20 protein-coding genes and 1 other RNA gene are annotated in these 23,152 nt (G+C 61.4%); 10 read left to right on the top strand and 11 right to left on the bottom strand.

Annotated elements, in window-relative coordinates; translation table 11 throughout:
- Positions 1-294 precede the first annotated feature (294 nt).
- Positions 295-1,341, bottom strand: coding sequence for an inorganic phosphate transporter (locus tag PLL20_11730; protein HPD30658.1), 1,047 nt, complete (start codon positions 1,339-1,341; stop codon positions 295-297).
- Between the two features lie 30 nt (positions 1,342-1,371).
- Positions 1,372-1,995 carry a DUF47 family protein gene (locus PLL20_11725; protein HPD30657.1) on the bottom strand — a complete coding sequence of 208 codons (624 nt, stop codon included), beginning with the start codon at positions 1,993-1,995 and terminating at the stop codon, positions 1,372-1,374.
- 540 nt (positions 1,996-2,535) lie between these two features.
- Here PLL20_11725 and PLL20_11720 point away from each other — a divergent pair.
- From PLL20_11720 to PLL20_11700, 5 genes are all read left to right on the top strand, one after another.
- Positions 2,536-3,156, top strand: a complete 621-nt coding sequence (locus PLL20_11720) for a hypothetical protein (protein ID HPD30656.1) — start codon at positions 2,536-2,538, stop codon at positions 3,154-3,156.
- Positions 3,153-3,923 carry a hypothetical protein gene (locus tag PLL20_11715; GenBank protein HPD30655.1) on the top strand — a complete coding sequence of 257 codons (771 nt, stop codon included), beginning with the start codon at positions 3,153-3,155 and terminating at the stop codon, positions 3,921-3,923. Before PLL20_11720 ends, PLL20_11715 begins: the two co-directional genes overlap by 4 nt.
- A gap of 24 nt (positions 3,924-3,947) precedes the next feature.
- Positions 3,948-5,990 (top strand): S46 family peptidase, encoded by a 2,043-nt coding sequence (locus tag PLL20_11710; protein ID HPD30654.1) that lies wholly within the window; start codon positions 3,948-3,950, stop codon positions 5,988-5,990.
- 295 nt (positions 5,991-6,285) lie between these two features.
- Positions 6,286-7,788, top strand: a complete 1,503-nt coding sequence (locus tag PLL20_11705; protein HPD30653.1) for a sodium:solute symporter family protein — start codon at positions 6,286-6,288, stop codon at positions 7,786-7,788.
- A 6-nt stretch (positions 7,789-7,794) separates the two neighbouring features.
- Positions 7,795-7,947, top strand: coding sequence for a hypothetical protein (locus PLL20_11700; GenBank protein ID HPD30652.1), 153 nt, complete (start codon positions 7,795-7,797; stop codon positions 7,945-7,947).
- Positions 7,948-8,101: 154 nt separating this feature from the next.
- On the opposite strand, the gene PLL20_11695 is transcribed toward PLL20_11700, so the two are convergent.
- The 3 genes from PLL20_11695 to PLL20_11685 all read right to left on the bottom strand — a co-directional run bounded on the left by PLL20_11695 (position 8,102) and on the right by PLL20_11685 (position 11,135).
- A complete protein-coding gene (locus PLL20_11695; GenBank protein HPD30651.1) occupies positions 8,102-8,653 on the bottom strand; it encodes a nitroreductase family protein in 552 nt (183 codons plus the stop codon).
- A gap of 99 nt (positions 8,654-8,752) precedes the next feature.
- Positions 8,753-9,505: a hypothetical protein gene (locus PLL20_11690; protein HPD30650.1), complete on the bottom strand. Its 753-nt coding sequence runs from the start codon at positions 9,503-9,505 to the stop codon at positions 8,753-8,755.
- Positions 9,506-9,638: 133 nt separating this feature from the next.
- Positions 9,639-11,135, bottom strand: coding sequence for an aldehyde dehydrogenase family protein (locus tag PLL20_11685; GenBank protein ID HPD30649.1), 1,497 nt, complete (start codon positions 11,133-11,135; stop codon positions 9,639-9,641).
- Positions 11,136-11,411: 276 nt separating this feature from the next.
- Here PLL20_11685 and PLL20_11680 point away from each other — a divergent pair, with 276 nt between their 5' ends.
- Positions 11,412-11,729: a hypothetical protein gene (locus PLL20_11680; GenBank protein ID HPD30648.1), complete on the top strand. Its 318-nt coding sequence runs from the start codon at positions 11,412-11,414 to the stop codon at positions 11,727-11,729.
- Complete coding sequence (locus tag PLL20_11675) at positions 11,729-12,082, top strand: DUF5615 family PIN-like protein (GenBank protein ID HPD30647.1); 354 nt, start codon at positions 11,729-11,731, stop codon at positions 12,080-12,082. The genes PLL20_11680 and PLL20_11675 overlap by 1 nt, the downstream gene beginning before the upstream one ends.
- Positions 12,083-12,269: 187 nt before the next feature.
- Here PLL20_11675 and PLL20_11670 read toward each other — a convergent pair whose 3' ends face one another.
- The 3 genes from PLL20_11670 to PLL20_11660 form a co-directional block, all read right to left on the bottom strand.
- On the bottom strand, positions 12,270-13,814 hold the full coding sequence (locus PLL20_11670) for a hypothetical protein (GenBank protein HPD30646.1): 1,545 nt from the start codon (positions 13,812-13,814) through the stop codon (positions 12,270-12,272).
- Positions 13,811-14,410, bottom strand: coding sequence for a hypothetical protein (locus PLL20_11665; GenBank protein ID HPD30645.1), 600 nt, complete (start codon positions 14,408-14,410; stop codon positions 13,811-13,813). Before PLL20_11665 ends, PLL20_11670 begins: the two co-directional genes overlap by 4 nt.
- Before the next feature lie 405 nt (positions 14,411-14,815).
- Complete coding sequence (locus PLL20_11660; GenBank protein HPD30644.1) at positions 14,816-15,439, bottom strand: RNA polymerase sigma factor; 624 nt, start codon at positions 15,437-15,439, stop codon at positions 14,816-14,818.
- A gap of 50 nt (positions 15,440-15,489) precedes the next feature.
- On the opposite strand from PLL20_11660, the gene PLL20_11655 reads away from it, so the two are divergent.
- Entirely contained in the window at positions 15,490-16,317 is an 828-nt protein-coding gene (locus tag PLL20_11655; protein ID HPD30643.1) for a hypothetical protein, read from the top strand.
- A 30-nt stretch (positions 16,318-16,347) separates the two neighbouring features.
- Here the strand turns inward: PLL20_11655 and PLL20_11650 are convergent, their stop codons facing one another.
- From PLL20_11650 to PLL20_11640, 3 genes are all read right to left on the bottom strand, one after another.
- Positions 16,348-17,670: a PIN domain-containing protein gene (locus tag PLL20_11650; protein ID HPD30642.1), complete on the bottom strand. Its 1,323-nt coding sequence runs from the start codon at positions 17,668-17,670 to the stop codon at positions 16,348-16,350.
- 92 nt (positions 17,671-17,762) lie between these two features.
- Positions 17,763-18,252: RNase P RNA component class A (gene rnpB / locus PLL20_11645), an RNA gene on the bottom strand.
- Between the two features lie 1,232 nt (positions 18,253-19,484).
- Positions 19,485-20,453 carry a prepilin-type N-terminal cleavage/methylation domain-containing protein gene (locus PLL20_11640; protein HPD30641.1) on the bottom strand — a complete coding sequence of 323 codons (969 nt, stop codon included), beginning with the start codon at positions 20,451-20,453 and terminating at the stop codon, positions 19,485-19,487.
- Positions 20,454-21,708: 1,255 nt separating this feature from the next.
- Here PLL20_11640 and PLL20_11635 point away from each other — a divergent pair.
- Together PLL20_11635 and recO are read left to right on the top strand one after the other, a co-directional pair.
- Positions 21,709-22,119 carry a hypothetical protein gene (locus PLL20_11635; GenBank protein HPD30640.1) on the top strand — a complete coding sequence of 137 codons (411 nt, stop codon included), beginning with the start codon at positions 21,709-21,711 and terminating at the stop codon, positions 22,117-22,119.
- Between the two features lie 301 nt (positions 22,120-22,420).
- Complete coding sequence (gene recO / locus PLL20_11630; protein ID HPD30639.1) at positions 22,421-23,149, top strand: DNA repair protein RecO; 729 nt, start codon at positions 22,421-22,423, stop codon at positions 23,147-23,149.
- The last annotated feature ends 3 nt before the right edge of the window (positions 23,150-23,152 follow it).

Genomic DNA, 23,152 nt, shown 5'->3' with positions numbered 1-23,152 from the left:
AACGAACCCAACCGAGATCTTAAGTCGTTATCTATTAAACACTTAAGGAAAACCGTGGCCGGTTTCCCGTCATCCGATCCATCCCGAACACGTCGCCCAACCTCCCAACCCGCCTTCCACGACTGCGCCGCCCTCCCTCCCCGGACCCGGAAAACCGGGTCCACCCCGCCCTGCCAACAGCCTCAGTTCCCTCGGCAACGACCATTCCCATCGCCCCCACCGCCGACAACCCAGACCATGAATTCATCGGGGACGGTACCATTCCAAGTCATTCCCGTCCCGCGGCCACAAGACTCAGGGCACAAACCGTGAGATGGCGAAATAAACCAGCGCCGCAAACGTCGCGGACACCGGTAGAGTCAGCACCCAGGCAGTCACAATCTCCGTGCCAACGCTCCACCGGACCCCACCTTTGCGGGTCGTGATGCCGACGCCGAAGATGGCGCCGGTTATGGTGTGGGTGGTGCTGACGGGTATGCCGAAATGCGAAAGCGCCAGGATAGTCACCCCTCCGCCGGTCTCGGCACAGAATCCCCCCATCGGCTGAAGCCTGGTGACGCGGTGGCCGAGCGTCTTGACGACCTTCCATCCACCGATATAGGTCCCCGATGCGATCGCCGCATGGCAGCTCAGGATAATCCACCAAGCAATCTCGTGCCCTCCCTCGCCTCCGTGCGTGGCCCAACCCGTCAAGGCAGGCACGCTCATCAGAAGCGCGAAGATGATGCCCATGGTTTTCTGTGCGTCATTGAGACCGTGGCTCAGGCTGTAGACCGCCGCGGAGAAAAGCTGAAGAACGCGAAACACGCGGTCGATCCCCCGAGGTGTAATGCCTTTGAAAGCCTGACTGACCCATGTTCCCGCCCACATGGTCGCCACCATCATCACCCAGCCAATGACCAGACCGATCAGCGGCGACAGAACGATGAAAACGGCGATCTTGCCGATCGTGCTCCAGATCAGCGCATGAAAGCCGCCTTTGACGATAGCAGCCCCGGACATCGCCCCAATGAGGGCGTGGGAAACGCTGATCGGCATCCCATGGCGAGTGCAGATGACCGTCCAGACGATCGCGGCAATCAAGGTCGCCATGATGAGGTGGCTGTCAACAACGCCGGCCTGCACCAGCCCATTGCCGATGGTCCTGGCCACCGGCGTGCCAAAGCCGAATGCGGCAACAAAATTGAAAAATGCGGCCCACAGGACGGCCTTTCGGGGCGTGAGCACGCGTGTCGCCACGATCGTCGCAACCGAGTTGGCGGCGTCGTTGAAACCGTTACTGAAATCAAAAAGGAGGGCAATTGCGACAATAATCAGTACGTATGTGACTTGTGGGTCCATGCGTTTGCCGGCGGCTCGGAAAAAACCGCATCAGGTATTCTTGAGAATAATCCCCTCAATGGTATTGGCGACGTCCTCGCAGGTGTCGATGGCCCGCTCGGTAATATCGTAGATCTCCTTCCACTTCATCGCGTAGATCGGGTCCTTGCAATGGTTATAGAGATCCGCAACCGCGGCGTGGTTGGTGTCGTCGCCCACGTTCTCAAGGTGATGAATCTCCACCAGATATTCATGCACCTGTCCCGGCTTCTTGAGGTTCCTCAACTTGGGCAGAGCCTGCCCGATCAGGGCGGTCGCCTTGCCCAGAACCTCGGTCTGTTTGACCAGCCAGGGGGTGGGGGTGTCGATCCGATAGAGGACCAAACGCTTGGCGGCGGCGTCGATCTCGTCCACCACGTCATCCATCTCAACGATGAGCCTCTGGATGTCTTCACGATCGAACGGCGTGATGAACGTCTTATCAAGGGTGTCAAGGGTGCGGTGAGTCACTTCGTCGCCCTCATGCTCATATCCCCTGATGCGCTGGATGATCTCCTCTCGCCGAGCGTAATCGCGACCCAGCTCGGCGTAAGCCTGGGCGGCCCGGATCATGACCGTCGCCGAGGCCTCAAAAAGCTCGAAAAACTTGGTATCTCGCGGGATAACGCTGAACACCGACGCAAACCTCCCGAGATCCACGTTCCAGGGAATGCCGCCCGGCAATAGGACGGCAGGCCGGGATTGTATCCGGGCATTCACGGGATTCAAACCAAACGCTAACGAGCCGCTAGCGCGGGCTCAACAAGCCGCGGCAGCAGGCGGTCCTGCGGCAGGCCGACGCACGCGATCAACGATTCTGCCGAAGGACCAAGATATCAATCTACCGCTGTCAAACAGCGAGCCACCGGACTGGAATAAACTGATTAGCTACGCATTATCTCCCTGCTTTAATGGATCTGCCATCTCGCCGAACGCTTGAGGCTGTTAAGCAGTCCCCGAGAATACCACGCGTCCGCCCGGGCAGGTGGCGCGAGGCCGTTCTTGTTGTCGACGAGGCTTTCGGCTAAGTTGGCGTGCTTTCCTGGCCAGGAAGTGCCCGGCCCGGGTGCGCACAAGGATGCCGGCGGGGAACACGGACGGCGAACTGTCGCTGTCAGGATGTACAAGTCGCTCCTGACGGGGCGGCAGCCACGGCCACAGGCAAGAGGTGAGGTCATGGAAGCCCTTTTGTCTCACAACATGCGCGAAAAAGGTGCGCCGACGCTCAACCACGCGGCGGGTTTCGGTCGCCGCGGCGACCCGGACGCCGCTCTGCCGAACGCTGGCGGCGGGCTTCGGACGTGTTCTGAGCATTTGCGGGCTCGAGAATCAGGAGGGCGCAGTCTGCGGGGTATGCTCATTGGACTCCTGGCAGTCGGCCTTGCGAGCGGGTGCAGCAATTGGCCGTCCGGCACATCGAACAAGAGCGGCGGGCTGAAGCAACTCAATCCGCGTGGTGTGGCCTTTCTCGAGGAAATACCCGTACCGGACGGTTTTCAGCTCGTCGACGAGCACTCGATGGACCACGAGTCGGCCGGACAACGAATGGCGAGGCACGAGTACAAAGGAAGAGCCGACCCCTTTGCGGTTCGCGATTTTTACCGCCAGCGGATGCCTCAAATGGGGTGGGAACGGGTGTCGGACCAGAGTGTCAAAGGTGTTATCACGATGCGCTTCGAGAAAAAGCTCGAAGCATGCACCATACAGATTCGACCAGGCCACTTCGGCCAGTCGATTGTCAACGTTGAAGTTGTGCCGTTCAGCCGAACGCCGATGGAGCCGCCAAAACAGCGATGAAGCAGCGCAGAAGACAAGAACTGAAAACGAACGAACTGAGCATCTATCTCGGACAGATGTATGACTTCCTGGTTCGCAACTCCACCTATGTCGTGGGAGGCGTCGTGGTGGTCGCCCTGGTCATCATCGTGGCCACAATGAACGCCAGGAGCCAGCATCGGGCCAAGGTGGACGCCATGAACCGAATCAGGGCCATTCAAAGCGGCGAGGCGGTCCAGGACCTGAAACTCCTTGACGAGATCAAGGATCTCATCGCCGAGTATGGAGATGATCCGTGGCTTGGCCCATCACTCCTGGACCTCCAGGCATCCCTGGCTCACCACTTGGCTCTTGGTCGGACATCAGAGGCTGACAAGGCGGAACACGATCGCCTGCTCGACGAGGCAAGATCCGCCTGTGAGCGAGCGATTCAGAGATTCCGAAGCCAGCCCCTCGTAATGGCGCGGGCCAAGCTGGCCTTGGCGGCCGTAGAGGAAACGCTGTTCGTCGAGGGCAAAGGCGATCAGGAAAGAATTCGAAAGCTGTACCAGGAGGTCATCGACGGCCCCGTCAGCCCCTACCAGAGACTCGCTTCCGAACAACTGAGCAGTCTGGACGCCAGGCTGGCGAAACTGGAAATCGTGGCCACCCGTCCGGCCGCCGGCGCCCCGACATCAGCATCTGCTATCACTCTACCGCCGATCGCTCTGCCGACGGCTCCCGCCACTGCGACCATAGCCCCGGCGACCGAGCCCGCTGCCGCACCGGTCGGCAAGCCGACAGAGTAAAGCGCCTGACGAGGCTTTCTGACCATGCGATGGCACTGCCTTCTTGCAGTCATAACCGTCTTGACATCGGTTTTGCCTCTCTGTGCCGACGAAGGCATGTGGTTGCTGACCCGACCGCCGACCGAGGTGCTGAAGTCGAAACACGGTTTCGAGCCGACACGAGCCTGGCTGGAGCACCTCCAGAAATCGTGCGTCCGGATGGGAGCTTCGGGCTCGCTGGTCTCGGCCGATGGATTGCTCATGACCAACCATCACGTCGGCGTCGACGACTTGTACAAGCTCAGCACGCCGCAGCGGGATCTGGTGCGGGACGGGTTTTACGCTCGCACCCACGACCAGGAACTGAGGTGCCCGGACCTGGAGGTGCAGGTACTCTGGTCGATCGAGGACGTCACCGAGCAGGTCGCGGCCGCCGCCACCGCCGAGATGCCCCCGGGCGAGGCCTACGAGGCCAGGCGCAAAGCCATGACCCGCATCGAGCAGGAATCCAAGGACGCCACCGGCCTGGACAGCGAGGTCGTCACCCTTTGGTACGGGGCCCGCTATCATCTCTATCGCTATCGCCGATACACCGACATGCGACTGGTGTTCGCCCCGGAAAAGTCCGTCGCCTTTTTCGGTGGTGACACGGACAACTTCGAGTACCCCCGTTTTGACCTGGACTGCTGCTTTTTCCGCATCTATGAGAACGACAAACCCCTCAAGCCCGAGCACTATCTGAAATTCAGTCGCCGGGGCGCCGCCGACGGCGAACTGCTATTCGTCCTGGGGCACCCGGCCCGGAGCCGCCGGCTGGTCACCGTCGAGCACCTGAGATTCCTGCGCGATGTCGAGATGCCCGCCGTGCTCAACTGGCTGTGGCGCCGAGAGGTGCAGCTCGCCGTGTTCTGCAACCGCAGCGACGAGAACCTGCGGATCGGCGAGAATGATTACTTCAGCGTTCAGAATTCGCGCAAGGCCCGCACGGGCATGCAACAGGCCATGCTGGACCCTCGATTCATCCTCCAAAAGGAGCAAGCTGAGGCGACACTCCGGGCCGCCGCGAAGACCACCGAGCCGTGGGATCGCATCGCTGAAGCGCAGCGGGTTTACCGCACATTCTTCAACCGACGCAACACTCTGCGCGAAGGGCATCCCCTGGAGTCCAAGCTCTTCGAAATCGCGCGAACGCTCGTGCGCCTGGCCGACGAACTACCCAAGCCCTCGCCCGAGCGCCTCCGCGAATATCGCGAGTCGGAACTCGAGTCGGTCTACCTGTGGCTGTACTCGCCTGCCCCGATCTACGATGAACTGGAGATCGAGGGCGTGACCAGCGGTCTGACGCTGATGGCCGAGCGGTTCGGTGCGGACGACCCACTGGTGGTGAAGGCACTCGACGGTCTGTCACCGCAGGCTCGCGCGGAGCGGCTCGTCCGCGACTGCACGCTTAAGGACGTCGAGACGCGAAAACGTTATGTCGTGGAGGGCAAGAAGGCCATCGATGCGTCGGAGGACCCCATGATCCGGTTTGCCGCGGCCATCGATCCTGAGAGCCGCGCCCTCCGCAAGCGATTCGAAGACGAGGTCGAAGGTGTCGAGCGGGAAAACTATGCCAGGATCGGCACCGCCCAGTTCGCTCTCTATGGCGAAGACTTGTACCCCGACGCCACCGGCACGTTGCGATTCGCTTTCGGCGTCGTCAAGGGCTATGAGCAGAACGGCAGGCAGATCCCGCCTTTCACAGACTTCGCCGGCTTGTACGAAAGGTGGAAAGAACGAGGCCCCCGGCCGCCCTTCGACTTGCCACAGCGATGGCTCGACCGCCGCGACCGTCTCGACCTCAAGTTGCCGCTTAATTTCGTGCTGACAGCGGACATCATCGGAGGCAACAGTGGCAGCCCGATCGTCAACGCCAAGGGCGAGGTCGTCGGCCTTATCTTCGACGGGAATCTGCAATCGCTGGTCTGGGACATCGCCTTCGACGACCGGCAGGGCCGGGCGATCGCCGTGGACACGAGAGCGATCATCGAGGCCTTGCGCAAGATCTATGATGCCGACGAGCTGGCCGATGAGTTAATGCGCGAGTGATCCCGGTCCGGCTGCGGGTAGCCGATCCCCGGCGCGTCAAACCGCCCCTGCTCGGATCCGCGCAACGACTACTCACCCGGCGATCCGGATGCCGCGACCTCTTGCCGACGTGCCCGCCGGATCTCCGAAAGCATATCTGGAAGGCAAGAAAACACGGCCCTCGGCCGGCCCGCGCCGGCTGATCGGCGAACCGGCGACCGCCGGCGACCGAGAACCACGGGGGTATGGCGGCAAACCGTTTTTCTGCTATGATTCTGCCCGACCGTTTGTGAACCCCTGGTTCAAGAGCACGAGCATGAGCAACTTCACTTGGATTGACGGAAGCATTGTCGGCGTGTATCTGCTCGCGACAATGGCGGCAGGCATCGCCGTCCGCAGGTACGTCGGCAAGGTGGAACACTTTTTGGTCGCCGGGCGAGAGATGAATCTCTATCTCGGCATCGCTTCGCTGGCCGCGACCGAATTCGGCATCGTGACGTGCATGTACACCGCCCAGCTCGGCTACGAGGCGGGCTTTGCCGGAGCAACGCCGGGCATTCTGTACGCTGCGGCCATGCTGCTGGTCGGCCTGACCGGCTTCTGCATCAAGCCGCTGCGGGACGCCGGCGTGATCACCATCCCGGAATTATTCCAGAACCGCTACGGCTCCCGCGTCCGCTGGCTCAGCGGCGTTGTCATCGTGCTGGGCGGTTTGCTCAATATGGGCGTGTTCCTGCGAATGGGCGGCGACTTCCTGGTCCAGGTCTGCGGGCTCGAAGTACGCCACCTTGTGCCGATGATGGGCATGTTGCTGGCCGCCGTTGCCATCTATACGATACTCGGAGGCATGCTCTCGGTGCTGGTTACCGACTTCCTACAGTTCATCGTGATGAGCGCGGGCCTCCTGATCGTCACCCTGCTCACCCTTCACAACGTCGGCTGGAGCAAACTGGTTGAGACGGTCAACACGCACTACGGTGCCGGCGGCTTCAACCCGCTCGTGCACCCCAAGATGGGCATCGACTACGTAGTGTACAACGGCGTTGTCAACCTGGCCGCCGTCCTGACCTGGCAGACCATCATCCAACGACTCCTGGCCGCGAAGGACACCCGTACCGGCCGCCGCATCTACACCCACACGAGCTTTTTCTTCGTCTGTCGATTCCTCATCCCGGCGATCTGGGGAATCGCCGCCCTCTCCATCATGGCCCCGGACCAGTTGGCGGGGATCTTTCCCGAAGTCGACCAGGTTCGCCGATCTCTTCTGGCCATGCCGCGATATCTCAGCACTGCCGTGCCATGGGGACTCATGGGCCTTTTGGTAGCCGCCATGCTCGCCGCGGACATGTCCACCGACTCGGCCTACATGCTGACGTGGGGCGGCGTGATCTACAACGATATTCTGGCTCCCTTCCGCCGCAACTGGACGGAGCGGAAAGGTATTCTCATTAATCGTGCAATCATCGCCTCCATCGGCGTGTTTCTGTTCTTCTTCGGACTCTATTACGACCTCAAGGGAGACGTGTGGACTTACCTGACGGTCACGGGGAGTATCTACCTGTCCAGTATGTCCGTCCTGCTGATTGCGTGCTGCTATTGGAAGCGGGCCAACAGTTGGGGAGCCATGGCGGCCATTGTCGTAGGGGCCATCGTGCCCATCACATTGCTGGTCCTCCAACAAACGGACCGGTACAAGCCGTTTTGCGACGAGTGGCAATATGTGCTGGGCGCGATGACGTACGCGACTGCGGGGGCGGCAATGATCATCGGTTCGCTGCTGAAGCCCCGAGGCACGGTTACGTCGGGGGCCGGGGAGTAAATCGTCATGAGAGAACACTGGTTCTGGTGGCTGCTGACCGCGGCCGTCGTCACCTGGTATTCCACCGTCACCGTCTACGTGGCTATCAAAGGCGTCACCGACATCCGGACGATGCTCAGACATCTCGGATCGGTGAAATCGACGGAGGGCGAATCATAAGCGGGAGATCGGCCTCGCGCTTGGCCGTGGGCGGGCGTTGGGGACGCACTGTTCTTCGTGGCAGGAACCGCCTCTGTTTCGGCCGAGGCCGCTGGCCTTGTGCCATTCTCAATCTGCAATCCCCAATGCGCCGTGCCCCAGTTCCAGCTCGTTCTCAGAACGTCCGGCTTCCGGCCGGGTACCGATCCAGACTGAAGATCTCTGACACCGGCTTGCGGCAGGATTCGTCCAGCGGGTAATTGAGATTCGGCGACGCCGGGTAGCCCAACGTGATCATCGCCACCACCTTGGCCTGCGCAGGTATATCCAGCAGCTTCTTGACGCTGGCCTCGTCAAACGCCCCGATCCAACAGGTACCCAGCCCCTCGCTCACGGCCGCGAGCGTCAGGTGATCCAGGGCGATAGCCACGTCCACGTCGGCGCTGTTGCCGTAGCCGCCCATGGCCTTGTAGGCCTGAAGCGGGAAGCCGCAAGCAACAACGAAAACAGGGGCATCGAGCATCCATTTCTGCTTGTGCGACTGGCGAACGATCTCCTCCCGCAGATGGGCGTCCTTGACGATGATGAAATGCCACGGCTGGTAGTTGCACGCCGAGGGGGCGAAACGGATCGCCTGCTTCAGCCGCTCCATCACGTCGTCGGGAATCGGCTTGGGCAAATAGGCCCGCACGCTTCTTCGCCGTCGAATCGCATCATGAACGTCCATCGAATCCCTCCATCGGGATCAGAGATCCCGGCCGGGTGGGGCAGATCGAAGAGTCGGGTAGGGCAGGTCGAAGGGGCGAAAGCCCTGAGACCTGCCGTACTACTTGCGGCCGCGAACGCATCCGGCAGCCAGGACAATCCCAATTGTAGTGCCGCAACCGATAACAATCGACAGAACCAGGTGCAGAGGATGCATCGCGGTGCCCGACTGTCCGAAGACGGGCAACAACAGGTACCACGTGCCGAAAGCGGCGCCCAATCCGAGCAGCAGAGCCGGCGTCACCCAGATTGCGCGCTGCGCCTCCACGAATCCAGGCTGATTCCGATCGATGGCGTCGAGAATCTGTCTTCGCTTGCGCCGCGATACTATTGCCAGACGAAGATCGAGCACGAAGGCGACCGCCAACAAGCTGAGCCCCACAAGCTGTGCTCCAATCATCGTGAAGACACATGCTCGCAGCAGTCTGTCGGAACCGGGTGTCTGTCTGAGGCCGGCAGCCCGCTGCTCAACCCACTGCATCAAGCTGGGCAACATGCCACCGCAGACTAACAGGAGTGCTCCTGCAAGCCACATGCGAAAGGTCCACTTGGACGTTACGGGGTGCGATCGTTTACCGGCTTCCCCGACGTACTGCTCCACCAGCAGCTTGCCGTGATCGAATTCACGCCCGCACTCGGGACATCGGCCGTCTGGAAGACCACGCAGAAGGTATTCGCACTTTGGACAGGAAACGGGAAACCGCTCCTCTGACAAAAGCGAGGGATCAACACGCGTATCGCGCGGGATGACCAGTCTGCGCGCAGCCGCCCATCGGAGGAATCGCTGGTAGCGCGATGGGGGTGTCTTGTCCATATCGCAGCCGGGTGGGGCAGGTCGAAGGGGCGAAAGCCCTGAGACCTGCCGATTCTTCTTGCTGAAAGCCGACCGCTGACCGCTTCCCCTAATAGCGGCAGGTCTTGCGGCCTTCGGCCGCCACGACCGTGCCCTACGACAGCGCCCGCACCACCGACTGCGGCCGCAGATAATCGAACAGGGTCTCGGGTCCCAGCACGCCCCCGCCACAACCGGAGAGGTTGCAGCCTGCATAGGGCACGCCGTGCGGAAACAGATTGTGACCATTGATCCAACTGTTGCCCGCGACCAAGGCCTCGGCCACGCGATTGGCCCGCTTCAGGTCAGCGGACCAGACGCTGTTGGCCAGACCATAATTGGACCGATTGACCAGCTCGACGGCCTCCTCCTCTTCGCTGAACTTCATCAGGAACGAAACGGGGCCGAAGATCTCTTCGCGAGCACAGACGTTATCTGGATCACCGGTGAGCATGCATGGCTTGACATAGAAGCCCTCAGGGTGCTCGGTAACCGTCGCTGGTCCGCCAGAGAGAACGAACTCCGCTCCTTGGGCCTTGCCCTTTTCGAGGTATCCGAGAATCCGTTGCCGCTGCTTCTCGCTGACCGCCGGGCCCATCTGGGTTGACGGAGCCAGGCCGTGGCCGATCTTGATCTGCTGCATGGCCTCGCGAGCGATCTTCACGAACGGGTTCCAGATCTTCTCGTGGATCAGCCACCGTGTGGCGGTGCAGCAGACCTGGCCGGTGTTGAGGGTCACGGCCGCGACCAGTTTCTGAGCGACAACAGCCGGATCCACATCGTCAAACACCACGGCAGCCCCCTTCCCACCCAGTTCAAGCTTGACGGGAACGAGGTTGTTGCCGCAAGCGGAGGCGATCAGGCGGCCCACCTCGGGCGAGCCCGTGAAGCCCATGCGGTTGATACCCGGGTGCTCGGCCAGGGCTTTGCCGGCCGTGTGGCCGTAGCCCGGAACCACGTTCACGACCCCCGCGGGGATACCCGCCTGCTCGACGAGCTTGCAGAAGTACAACGTGCTCAGCGGTGTGTCCTCGGCCGGCTTGATCACCGCTGTGTTGCCCGCCGCCAGCGCTGGCGAAAGGTTCCACCCCACCAGCAGCAGCGGAAAGTTCCACGGCAAGATAAACGCCGCCACACCGTAGGGAAACCGCACTTGTCGGGCCTCAAAGCCGGAGACGGCAATCAGCTCGCTTCGCCGCGTGCGAACCATCAGATCGGCGTACCAGCGAAGCGTCTGAGCAACGTTAGGCACGTCGAAACCCGCCGCCTGCGACAGGGGCTTGCCGACATCAAGCGATTCAAGTTGGGCGAGCGTTGCCCGATTCTGGTCTACCAGGTCGGCCAGTCGATGCAGAAACACGGCCCGCTCGTTGGCCGGCATCGTGGCCCAACCGCTCTTGCGGAACGCCTCGCGAGCCGCCTGGACAGCCTTGTCGACGTCGGCCGCCTTGCCCTCGGCCACAGTTGCCAAGGGTGAGCCGTCGCCGGGATCGATTGTCTGCAGGACGCCGCCGTCGGCTGCCTCAATCCACCGCCCGCCGACGAACATCGGAATCGGATCCTGCAACAGAAAGGCCTGCACCTCAGGGAGCAATCCGCTGATCGTTGCCATGGCTTCACCTCGCCTTAAAGGGTGATCAACCCTGTTCCTGGACCGGCCCCAGCCACTGCTGGCCAATCACGGCCAGCCACCGCTCTCCGTACCGGCCAACCTATCCCGGCGAGCCAAGTCGGGCAAGAGCCCGAACCGGTCAACCCCTGACCACGGCAAAGGTGCTTCACACATGCTATTATGCAGCACCGGACCATTGGGGCCTGTTGGAGGCACGTGAGTATGGGTTCGCCTACACACCGAGTTGACCATCCGTACGCCTCCCGACGTCCAGATATGGCGGGCGGTTCGCCCGTGGTCGCTGGAACGAAATTCCCGGTCCGGTCCCTGGTCCAGTACGTACTGAAACAGGGTATGTCACCAGAGGAACTGGTTAGTCCCTTCCGCCGCGACTGGTGCGCATTTTGCGCGCATGTTTCTGGATCGCAGTACGCTTGGGTTGCGGCCCGCAAAAAGGCGGTCCGCCTTAGGGAGTTCCCACAACTCTCCCTGCCCGCTGTGTACGACGCGTTGAGCTACTACTACGATCACCAGGCTGAACTGGAAGCCGAGATGGAGGATAACACCGAGGCGTGTTGGCGAGAGGAAATGTGATGAGCCTCATCCGGATTTGGCTGGACGAGGATGTTCGTCCCTTGCTCGGTGCGGTATTGCGTGAACGCGGCTACGATGCAGTAAGCGCCGTCGAGCTCGGACGTCTGTCGATACCCGATGCCGATCATTTTGAGTATTGTGCAGCTAACGGACAGGCCCTGCTGACATTCAACATCCGCGACTTCGTGCCTTTGGCGCGGAGGGCGATCGAAGAGGACAGGCACTTCTCGCGACTTATTGTCAGCGAGCGGCTCCCGTTTTCGCAGTTATGGAGGCGCACCCTTCGGCTCGTGGGAACACTCCAAGGTGAACAGCTTGCTGATCGGATGATCTGGCTTGCCGATTATCGATGAACCTCTCAGCAGGTAGAGCACGGTCGTAGCCGCTGAAGGCGGCGGAGACCTGCCGATCGGCGCGGAGTCATTGGCGGGTTTCGGTCGCAGAGGGGACCCTGCCTGCGGTCGCCACAGCGGACCAGGGCGGGGCGGGCTCGATGCTCTACCATCGGCTGACAACTGAAGACTGAGGACTGACCACTCCTCACTTCGCCGGCTTCGAGGTTGCACCACCGATGACCGTCACCGTGGGGGCCACGGCCGTGCGGATTCGCTGCTCCAGTTCTTCGACACGGAGTTTGCTCGACTCGTAGGCCCGCCTGGCGTGGGGCATCTCCATCAGGACTCTCATTTCATATTCGTCCACTACGCCCACAAGCTGCCTGGCCTTCTCGATCTGTTCGCGGAGGGACGTGAGACGAGCCTCGGTTTCTGCGACGTTCACAGACAACATCGCCAGTTCCGTGTTGAGCTTGCCGAGGACCTCGACCCCGCCGACTTCGGCCGCCTTGCGCCGGGCCTCAACCAGTTGGACTTCCGCCTCCAACACGGCCACACGGGCCTTCTCGACGTCCCCTCCGGGAACCATGCCCCGCTGATTCATCTCCTCCACTCGTTTCAGTTCGTTCCTCAACACCTCGAGCTTGGCTTGGAGCGGCTTGATCATTTCATCGCCGCCCGGGCTCGCCAGGCTCCGCTCACTGGTTGCCTGGATCTGCTGCTGGACGGCCTTGAGGCGAGCCTGCTGTCCGAGCAGATCCATTTCCATTCGCTGGCGTTCGCGGTCGAGCTGACGAATCTGATCCATCACCGCTTCGGGTGTCAGGTCGACCTGTCCGGCCCCAAGCAGGTCTCGCCGCCGTTCCTGCAGTTCTCGCAGCTTCTTTTCAGCTCGCAGCAGTTCATCCCGACTCATCTCGAGCTGCCGGCCGATCGAACTCATCTCGCTCTCCCACAAGCCGTACAGCGCCTGTTGCAGCCGCTCGCAGATCGCTCGCAGAAACGCCTCGTTATGGTGGGGTTCCGCGCCGTCAATTTGTACCTCGATCTGCCCAATGATGCTGCCCTCCCCGGGGCCGGGTTCCGGGATGTCGACCATCACGGGCCGGCCACCTGGTCGGGGTCCTCCCGGTGCAACGGAACGATCCGGAACCGCTCCTGCCGGCATCGGCGTCCCGCCCGAAGGTGCGTCAGGCTTCTCCGGTCCCGCCCACGGACCGCCGGCTGGGCCTGTCCTGCCACCGCCGCCATAGCCGCCATATCTACCACCGTGGGCCGGGGCGTTGGAACCGCTGGGACCACCGCTCCTACTACCGGCCCGCTCGCCGCCGCCACCCTCGTCGCCGTAGCCACCCATGCCATCTCTGCCTGGGGGAGCGGGCAAGAAGACCCCACCGGGCTGCGGCAGGGGGTCATCCATCATCGGCATGCCCGGCGTCACCCCGACGGGGGCTGCGATCGTTCCCCCCGGCAACGGTCTGAATTCGACTGTGTAGGATAAGAAGGCCTCCGGCGGAAGAGTCTGCTTGAGCGCCTCGCCGGCGACGAACCTGCTCTCCAGCAGTGCCCCGACAGATTGCGGGTTGAGGGGCAGAAGCGCCGGGTCGCAGGCGATCTTGACGACGCAATTCACCGGACTATCGGGATCATGCATAGACGGACTGGGAACCGCCTGGCCCCATGCGGAGGCTGCCAGACCACCAACAAACAGTGATATCACCACGTTTGTTTCCAGAGTTCCGGTTTTCATATCGCATCTCCGTTTCCGGCCGTCTTGAGTTCGGCCAGTCTGTCCTTTGCCACCTCTGCCCAATGAGTCTTGGGGAAAAGCTTGATGGTCCGTTCGTACGACGCTATCGCCGATTCCCGCAGATTCAACTCGCGATACATCCGGTCGGCTTGATAGACCATGGTTAGCGCGGCCCGGTCTATCTGGTCATTGATCTCCTTGAGCGGGTCCGCCTCCGCCTGCCTCCGCAAGGCCGCCAGGCGCTGCTCGACCTCCTGTCGCCGTAAGACCTCGTGGACGGCTTGGCAACCGGTCCGTATCTCTTCGCTGAGCTGCTCAATATGTGATTGCAACTCTGCCACCGACGCCGGCTTCGAGCCGTCGTCAGCAACGATCGGCGTCGGCGAGGGGACGGACCGGCCGTACCTGTTGACCCACGCCGCCGTGGTCAGGCTCAACACCAAAACCGCTGCTGTGGCGGTGCCGAACACCTTCGCCCGATGCTGCCGCCTCGCCCGCTGTCGCACCCTCAGCGGCAAGTCAGCAGAACTGACCCGCGGGCCGCCGAAGGCCGCGTCGGCCTGTCGCAACAGTTGTTGGAGTCGTTCATCGCTCATCGCTCATCCCTTCCCCCCTTTCGCAAGGGGGATCGGGGGGGCCGACGAGGGCGTCGGCCCTACCTGGCTTCCCCCCTTAACAAGGGGGGACCGACGGGGGTCACGTGGTGCCGACGCCCCGTCGGCACTCTTGGCACTCTGAGGGTGGCCACGCCGGCCCCGGAATCCGTTCCAGATCCTTCGGCGTCGAGGATTCCTATCCTCGCTCGAATGCCGAACGGATTCGGCCGAGCCAAGTGGCCCGGAAAGGATTCTGGGCAGAGCGGCCCGTCTGAGTCATCTCGCATCCTCTTCCCCCCTTCGCAAGGGGGATCGGGGGGGGCCGACGAGGGCGTCGGCCCTACCTGGCAACTGCCTCTTGCTTTCTCCCTTGGCAAGGGGGACACAAGGCGACGCCAAACCCACTCATTCTTCCAGCAATCCGCCCAACTCCTTTCGCAATCGCGCTCTTGCCCGATGCAACCGAACCTCAACAGCGTTCCGCGTCAGCCCCAGCACCTGTCCGATCCTCTCGACGGGCATCTCCTCGAGGTATCGAAGCACTATCACCTCGCAGTATCTCGCCGGCAACCTCCGCACCGCACGACGAACCTCAGCCTGGTTCTCCGCGTCGAGGGTCGCCCCATCAGCCGAGACAGCGTTACGCATCTGTTGCCGTTCCTTGCTCCTCCAAAACCGACGCAGTCTGAGCATTTCCTTCCGCCGGTGGCCACGACACTTGTTAATGGTGATCCGCATCAGCCACGTACCCAACTCCGCCTGTCCGCGGAACCGGGGCAGGCCCTTCCATGCCGCCAAAAACACCTCCTGCACCACGTCGTCCACGTCTTGCGGCCAGCCGAGCAGCCGGCACACCAGCCTCGCCACCCGGGCCTGGTAGGTCTCGACGAGTTGGTCGAAGACGACCGGATCACGACGCGCCAGACCCCCGGCTAGAACTGCGTCCTCGCCGTCCGCGGGGTAGGACTCTCGTCCCAGCCGGCATGTCATGCGCTCGGCCATGACTACCCCTGTTAGACTCTCGATCATGCCTCGGACTTACAGTAGCATACGCGAATTCTAAGCTGGAGGATGCTGAAATGCGGAAATCATTGACAGGTCTGCTGTTGCTTGCCCCCCTGTCAGGATGCGCCACCCCCATCAACGACGGTCTGCGGATCGACTGGCGGAAAGGTGAGCGGGATATCCTCACCATCCGATCCGACCGCTTGCCGGGGGGCAAGATCGAGACTTGGTACCTGGAGGCCTTTTGCCGAAGGGGCAGCACCGACCGGGACTGGTCTCAAACGACTATCCCCTTCGAAAGCCAACTTGTGGCCGCCGACCCAGATGGCCGTTGGGTCAAGCTGAGGCATATTGTCGACGGCAAGGTGGTGATCGATCACGAAATCCGCGCCGGATACGACGAGGTCGACATTCACATGACGATCACCAACCAAAGCAATGAATTCGTCGACCTTGACTGGGCCCAACCCTGTGTCCGAGTGGGTGACTTTACCGGGCGAGGCCAGGACGACTACTTCCAGAAGTGCTTCATCTTCACCGACCAGGGCCTGACCCGGATGGACCAGACGCATCGTGAGACCAAAGCCCGCTATACGCCCGGACAGGTCTATGTGCCGGGTGGGGTCGACCTGAACGACGTCAACCCTCGCCCGCTGAGCAGAACCCGGCCGGTCAATGGTCTGGTTGGCTGCTTCTCCGCGGATGAAAAGATGATTCTCGCGATGGCCTGGGACCACGTCCAGGAACTGTTCCAGGGAATTATCGTTTGCATCCATAGCGACGTTCGTATTGGCGGCCTGAAACCCCGCCAGACCAAGATTCGGCACGGCAAGTACTATATCATCCCCAACGATGTTCCCACCCTGCTGGCCCGGTACGAGCGCGACTTCGGGGGCAAGTAGCATCCAGGAATTCTTGTGACGAAAGGCTGATCAGGTCGATGGCCGATTGGGAGGACTCTGACGGCGGCGCGAACGATCGGGGGGCGGCGGAGCATCACCCATTCGGCCGAAGACCATACGACCGGCGCTGGTCTGGAGGACGCTGGTCACGCTGATGGTCACGGACTGGCCGATCTTGTCACGGGCGCCCTCGACCACGATCATGGTCCCGTCTTCCAAATAACCGACACCCTGGCCAACCTCTTCGCCGGGCTTGATAATCTTCACCTGCATGGTCTCGCCCGGCAGAAAAACGGGCTTGAGCGCGTTGGCCAGATCGTTGATGTTGATCACATCGACGCCCCGGATCTGGGCGAGCTTGTTAAGATTGTAATCGTTCGTGACCAGCCGTCCCTCCATCTTGCGAGCCAGGAAAACGAGGCGATGGTCGACACCCTCGCGCTCTTCCTCGCGCGTCGTCCTCGCTTCCTGGAATTGAAGATCGATGGTTTCCAGCTCCTGTAGCTTATTCACGACGTCAAGGCCCCGCCGGCCGCGGTTGCGTTTGAGCTTGTCGCCGCTGTCGGCAACCGCGTGCAGCTCCTGGAGCACGAAACGTGGGATGATCACCGGCGAGTCCACATGCCAGGCCTTGAGAATGTCAATGATCCGCCCGTCAATGATCACCGACGTATCCAGGATCAACGGATGCTCGCCCTTTCGCTGTTTGACGAACTCGACGTAGGGGATCACGAAGCGAATGTCGTCCTTCGTTTGAAGGATGAAACTTACCGCGAGATAACAACACACCACACCGACGAGCACCTTGATGGAGGACATCATCTCCTTGAATCGCGCCTCGCCGACGGACTGTCGCTCGACCTGGACGGCCGTGGCAGGCCGCTGGGCAGATCCGCCTCGATGGGGACCAAGCACGGCCCACAATAGCTTCCGGAACATGCCTCCTTCGGAGCCGGATAGGCCGTCTGAGTCCCAACCCGAACGCCGAGCGGCAGTGTCCTCCTCCGGATAACTACCTTCGGGAATCGGCGCCGAAGGCCAGAAGCCCCCGATGGCGTCACTCTCCAGCACTTTGGTTAACGTGGACTTGTAGGGCAGCACGACTGCGTCGAGGATCAAGCCCAACCCGAACGCCACCACCATGCCCACCACAAGCCCGAAGAACAATCCCGAAATGGCCAGCAACGATTTCTGCGGAATGAAGATGTCGAGGGCGATCACCAGGCAGGCCAATCCCAGGGCAAACGAAAGAATGGCGTACGCAGGCATGACCCGCCAGCAGTACTCCGCGACTCTCATCGCCACAATGGCCACCAGAGCCACGAAAATGACTCGAAGCACATGTAGTACCATGCGATCTCTCCTTTGAATGATCGAAGATGACGGAGGATGAATAGGACACGAGAGACCACTCCCGTCTATGAATCAACAGATCTGCCAACAATCGGCGGAGCGGGCGAATAAGCCGAATTCTGTTACCCTTGACACGCCGATTCAGGCTTCGCCTGCGGCCGCTGCACGGCCAGTCTCGCGAAGCGAGACACGGCGCGTCAAGAGCGGCGATCATTTGTCTGGGCGGCCTGTCACCAAGCCGCTCAAGCGCCCTACCCACAGCTCAAACGAGACGGGCCGCCTCTCGCTGCCTATTGGGGCTTGCTGGCGGTGGGGTTTGCCCTGCCGTCGCAGTCACCCGCAACGCGGTGCGCTCTTACCGCACCTTTTCACCCTTACCCTTGACATGCGGCGGACGCTTCGCGTCTCCGGCTCGCGCCGGCAGGCGAAGCCCGGGCCGCATGTCAAGGGCGGTATGTTTTCTGTGGCACTTTCCCTCGGCTCGCGCCGGGTTGCCGTTAGCAACCACCGTGCCCTGCCCAGTTCGGACTTTCCTCCCGATCGACGCGGCAACGTTGATCGAGCGACCGCCTCGCCCGCTCCGCCAGCTCAATTCTACCACATCACGCGCGGTTGCCAGAGGCGGTGGCACGGCGACCGTTTTCGAGACCCCGACAGAGTCCGTGAGGACCACCGTGCCTTTTGGAGCCTTACGGCCAGACATCTGTGCGGCTTGCGCGCATGTTTCTGGATCGCAGAGCACTTGGGTTGCGGCCCGCAAAAAGGCGGTCCGCCTTAGGGCGGATTCCTTGTGAACCGTGAGATGGGTTCACCGAGGCGAACTCAAGGAAGCGGACCGGTCTGTGGTGTGGCGGACTTGGCAGCCCATTCATGGCCGGGGCTGGGACATCAGAGGTTGGACAAAAAAAGGGCCTGGTCGCGGGTAGAAGGGCAAGGGGGGATTGCCCATCCGTGTGGGGTGCGACCAGGCGCATATCTGGACGGTCGGGGGCGAGATAGCACATCTCCGCTTCTTTGGCAAAACCCAAGGCCTTGTTGCCCGGCTGCCGGATTCGAGCACGTCACACAAGGTGGGCCACCCGACCTAACACTTCCGGTACCAATCGAAGTGGGGCTTGCAACCTGGGTTTGCAGACCCGATGAACGAACGCTGCACGCGTGTGTCCATCGCGTGGGCGGCTCGGCGAACTCTCCCGTGGCTATGCCACTCAAGAGATCAACCACTGCAGCCATCTGGTGAATGGGGTGTACACCTGACCACCCAAGACGCCCCCGATCGGTTATCCTCGCTTAGATTATCCCGCTGGGAAAAGCTCAGAGTCAAGAAAAGATTTAATTCGAAACTGATTATGGCTAATTCTAGCCATCCGACCTCCCGTCGCATTTCCGAGGGCGGTAACCGACAGGGCCTGCCTTCTCCACCGTTTCATCCCAGCTAATGACCGCCGGCAGCGCGACGTTGCCATCTTCTACAACAAGGTGTGCTCAGATCTGGGCGCCCTTCTCGGTGCCCTGGGGCAAACAGGAAGCTGCGCTCGCACGGCATTCGGACGCAATGTCAAGTGAAACGGTCCCTCATGTGACGGTAACCCAAAGCAGTCGACCTGCCGGGTGAGCCGGAGGCAGGGCAACCCATGGGCAAGCCAAGCCGGTCGATCAGTTGGGGCTCCGGGCTAGCCGCGCACGGGCCAACCCACGACTTGGGTACCCGTCGTGGGGTAAAAAGAGCCGGCAGGTCAGCCGAGGCTGGCCTGCCGGATTTGCGTCTTCCGTGTGCCATCGCTTGTATCGCAATGGCGCTGCCATAACCGACCTTACGGGTAAATAAGCGAGTCGGTATTCACACGGGGCACGAGCTGAGCATTGTTGCTCGCCGGCTTGACTCCAGCGGTACGCAGGTTCGCGTCAGCAAGCAGATTCCCACTGGATGGCCACGCAGTGTAGATGTTGTCAAAACCCACACCGACGATAGGCTTATTCTGAAACTCGGCATGGCTATCCGCATAAAGCACAACTTGGCCTTCGCCGGCACCCTGTCCGCCGTGATTGGGAGAATTATACGGCATCCACATATCGGGGCTCTGGTTCTGTGCCTCCGTGATGTTCCAACTGGTAGGCGGGGGTGAGCCATTCACCTTGAAACAGTATGGTCCTTTGTCAGCAACCAGCGCCATGCGTTGGTCGACTTCGGTGCTCGGCCTTCCCTGATCTCCGTAGGGAACCTGATAACCGTAACTGATGCACCCCTCATTATCCTGACCGCTTACATATCCGCGATTCACGGTTCCATCGCCAGCCTTGGCCGGAAAATCCCAGTAGTCAGCGGGATTATCGATCGTATCGGCGTTGTCGCTGCTCGACGGGCAGATAAACGACCTGGGCGAGGTTCCGCCGGTCTTGACCAACTGCCACAGGTTCCGGGTCGTCGACAGCTGACTCATCAGTGGGTTCGCAGCGGCTGGATCACCGGTATTGGCTGGGGTAATGCCGGTACCGGCGCTTGGACCACCCCGATTACCGGTCATGTTCCAGTACGTGACGGCCGTCTTGGGGTTCCCGTGCGTCCAAGTGTTCGGGGCCGCGAGGGGGTACGCGTCGGCGTTTTCGGTGGCATAGGTATACAGGCCCTTGCCCATGCCGCTCACGTTCGCCGCGCAGGCGGTTCGCTTGGCCAATTCTCTTGCCCGGGCCAAGCTGGGAAGCAGGATCGCAATCAGCAGGGCGATGATGGCGACCACAACCAGCAGTTCGATCAGGGTAAAGCCCGATCTCTTACGCCTCATGAGACACCTCCTGTGCTTACGCACATGTTTCGTGCCTTCGGCTTTGTCTGAAGAGTCCTGAAGCTGCGAACTGTCCGGCGGAGCGAAGCGTATGGAATTACCGGAATGAGAACCGGCCTTGCGGGTCACACCGCATACGAGCCGACAATCTCCGCCGTCTGGCCGCCGAACCGCAGTCTTCTTCGAACGCCGCCTCCAGCACCGTCGCCGACCGAGGCTACAGCCGACGACTGAAACCCAACTATTCCCGCGACACATTCGGCACCGTTTGCCGACGGTCGCACCGTCTTCTCATCGTTGGACGGACCCTCTCGCCGTGTCGGCGCGATGGTTTCATCCGTCTGTCGATAACCGTGCGACTTCTTTTCCCCGCGAGGTTTCAGGGCGATAAGACCGCCCATTCGACACCCGCTGTGCCATGGTTGGCCGCAAATCGGTATGCACCACCCGCTTGAGGGCAAATGTATGGATGATGGCGGTAGGCTCAAGCGGTGCAAACCATATAACGTATTCGCGGCCGCAGCCGCTATATGTCATTACGACATCTGCGGCCAATACTATTAGACGTTGTGCAATCCGACCTGTCAACCCGCAAACGCCGGCTCGTCCGGAAATCAGGCAAACACCCCGCCGCAGGCGGGTTTGTGAACCAGCCAAACCCAGCCAGACGACCAATGGCGGAGAAGCCCGGCGAGGCGTTCGCCCGGCCGTCTTGAAGTCCCGGAAAAACAAGCCGTTGAGTTGAGCAATTGGCCAAACGCGCCTTGCTTCGGGTTTGCTTTGCAGTATAATTAAGGCGTCATTTTCAGGAAAAGACGAGCTCGGGACGTGGGCCCTCATGAGGGCGGAAGTGCCGAGATTTGTGTTTTGGCTTTATTCTTTCGGGTGCCCTGCGAATCGACGCGCGTTGAATGCAGGTCGGACGCAGTAGCTGCCGCCCCGGCCGATCCCACACCGTCCTAGAGCACGTGCCAGATACCGATCGAGTAATCACTGCCCGAGATCGCTGGATCTCTTGCGGGCAGTCTCAGGGACACGGCAAGCCGAGGCATGGAGGTGCGGGAACGATTCGTTGCCCGCAGGTACAGGTCAGCCCGCCGGCGTGCAGAATCGCGGTCGCCGGGACGTCGCAGTACTTGGTTTCGGAAATGGGGAAAGGAGCAAGGAGGCTCCGGTGTCATCGATAGCTGGGGTTCGGCCAGGGATTCGGGAACCAGGTGGTCACATTTACCACCGTCCGTCAGATCGGTTCCCTGTGGCGAGCAATTCAGGCACTTTCCTCCGTCGCTGGGAAATCGCCACAGGCGAAAAAGAGAAGCGGCAGGGACGTCGCCGCACCCTACGTTGCAGCGTGCAACTGTTCAACGACGCGGAGGACAACGGACAGCCGCCCCTCACAGCGGAATGCCTCAACATAGGCGACGGAGGGCTGTTCGCTGTCTTGCCCAGCAACGTCGGAGTGGCCATCGGTCAACGATACACATTCCGATTGATCATCGGTGAGCGGGGACCGGAGCCAGGCCACCGGCAGTGTGTCACGCAAAAAGGCGAGATCATCCGCCTTGAACTGCTGCTCGGCCAGGAAGGTTACGCAGACCGGATCGGAATCGGAGTGCGGTTGTTCGGGCCTCGCAGCGGGATCGTTCCGATGCCCACGACCAGATAGAGCCTCGGCGGGCTTTGACGCCCGGCCTCCGCGGAAGCAGAATAGACCGGCCGCGATGACTTCAGATGCCCCGCCTCCCGCAGAACGAGGGGCGGGGCATCGCTATTGCCGTGTACCCAGCAGGCCCGTCGCGAACACAGAGGTGATTCATCTCGGGCTGTGGCGTGCCGCATTGGCAACCAGCGCCATGCCGCACTTCAAGTCCTCGATATCAAGGCGATGTGAAGACAGATTGTCCGTCTATGGCCCGGCTGATATGGTAATCTCATGTTGGATCGGGAGATGCGCGAGGGATCTGTTCATGCCGGCGATCAAGGATGAGGCCATCACCCTGAAGCGTCTGGATTACTCCGAGACCTCTCAAGTGCTCGTTTTCCTGACCCGCGAGCACGGATGCCGCAGGCTGATCGCAAAAGGCATCAAGCGGGGCACCAGCAAGCGTTTTGCGACCGGCATCGACCTCCTTGAACGCGGGCAAGTGGCATTCATCGCCAAGTTCCAGTCTGACGCCTCACTTGGCACACTGACCGAATGGCAGCAACTCGATGCTTATATGGGACTCCGAGAGGACCTTCAGAGGCTATACGGGGGGCAGTACGCGGCCGAGATCACAACCGCGATGGTGGAAGAGGCAGACCCGGATGCCGATCTTTTTGACGCTCTCCGCGATTTGCTCGGGGGGCTGGCCTGCGGGGCCGAGCCGCTGCCGCTTCTCGTCGGCTACCAATGCGCGTTACTGCGTTCGGCGGGTCTTTGGCCGGACCTGAGCCGATGCGTCATGTGCGGCAAGCCGGCCCCTGCCGGACGGGCGGGTTTCTTGGCCGTCCACCAAGGCGGCTTGGCGTGCCGTAATTGCGAACCGGGCATCGTGGACAAACGCAAGGTGTCCGGCGCAACACTGGATGCCCTTCGCGAAGCCAGACTGACGCCGGCGACAGCGCGAGATGCTTTCGACCTGCTCAACTATACCATCACTCACATCATCGGCCGACAACCGACCCTGGCCAGGTTTGTGCTGACGGGAAAGTAATCG

Source organism: Phycisphaerae bacterium (genome assembly GCA_035384605.1).
Lineage (GTDB): Bacteria > Planctomycetota > Phycisphaerae > UBA1845 > PWPN01 > JAUCQB01.
Note: the sequence above shows the minus strand (reverse complement) of the source record. Positions and strands in the feature narration are given on the sequence as shown.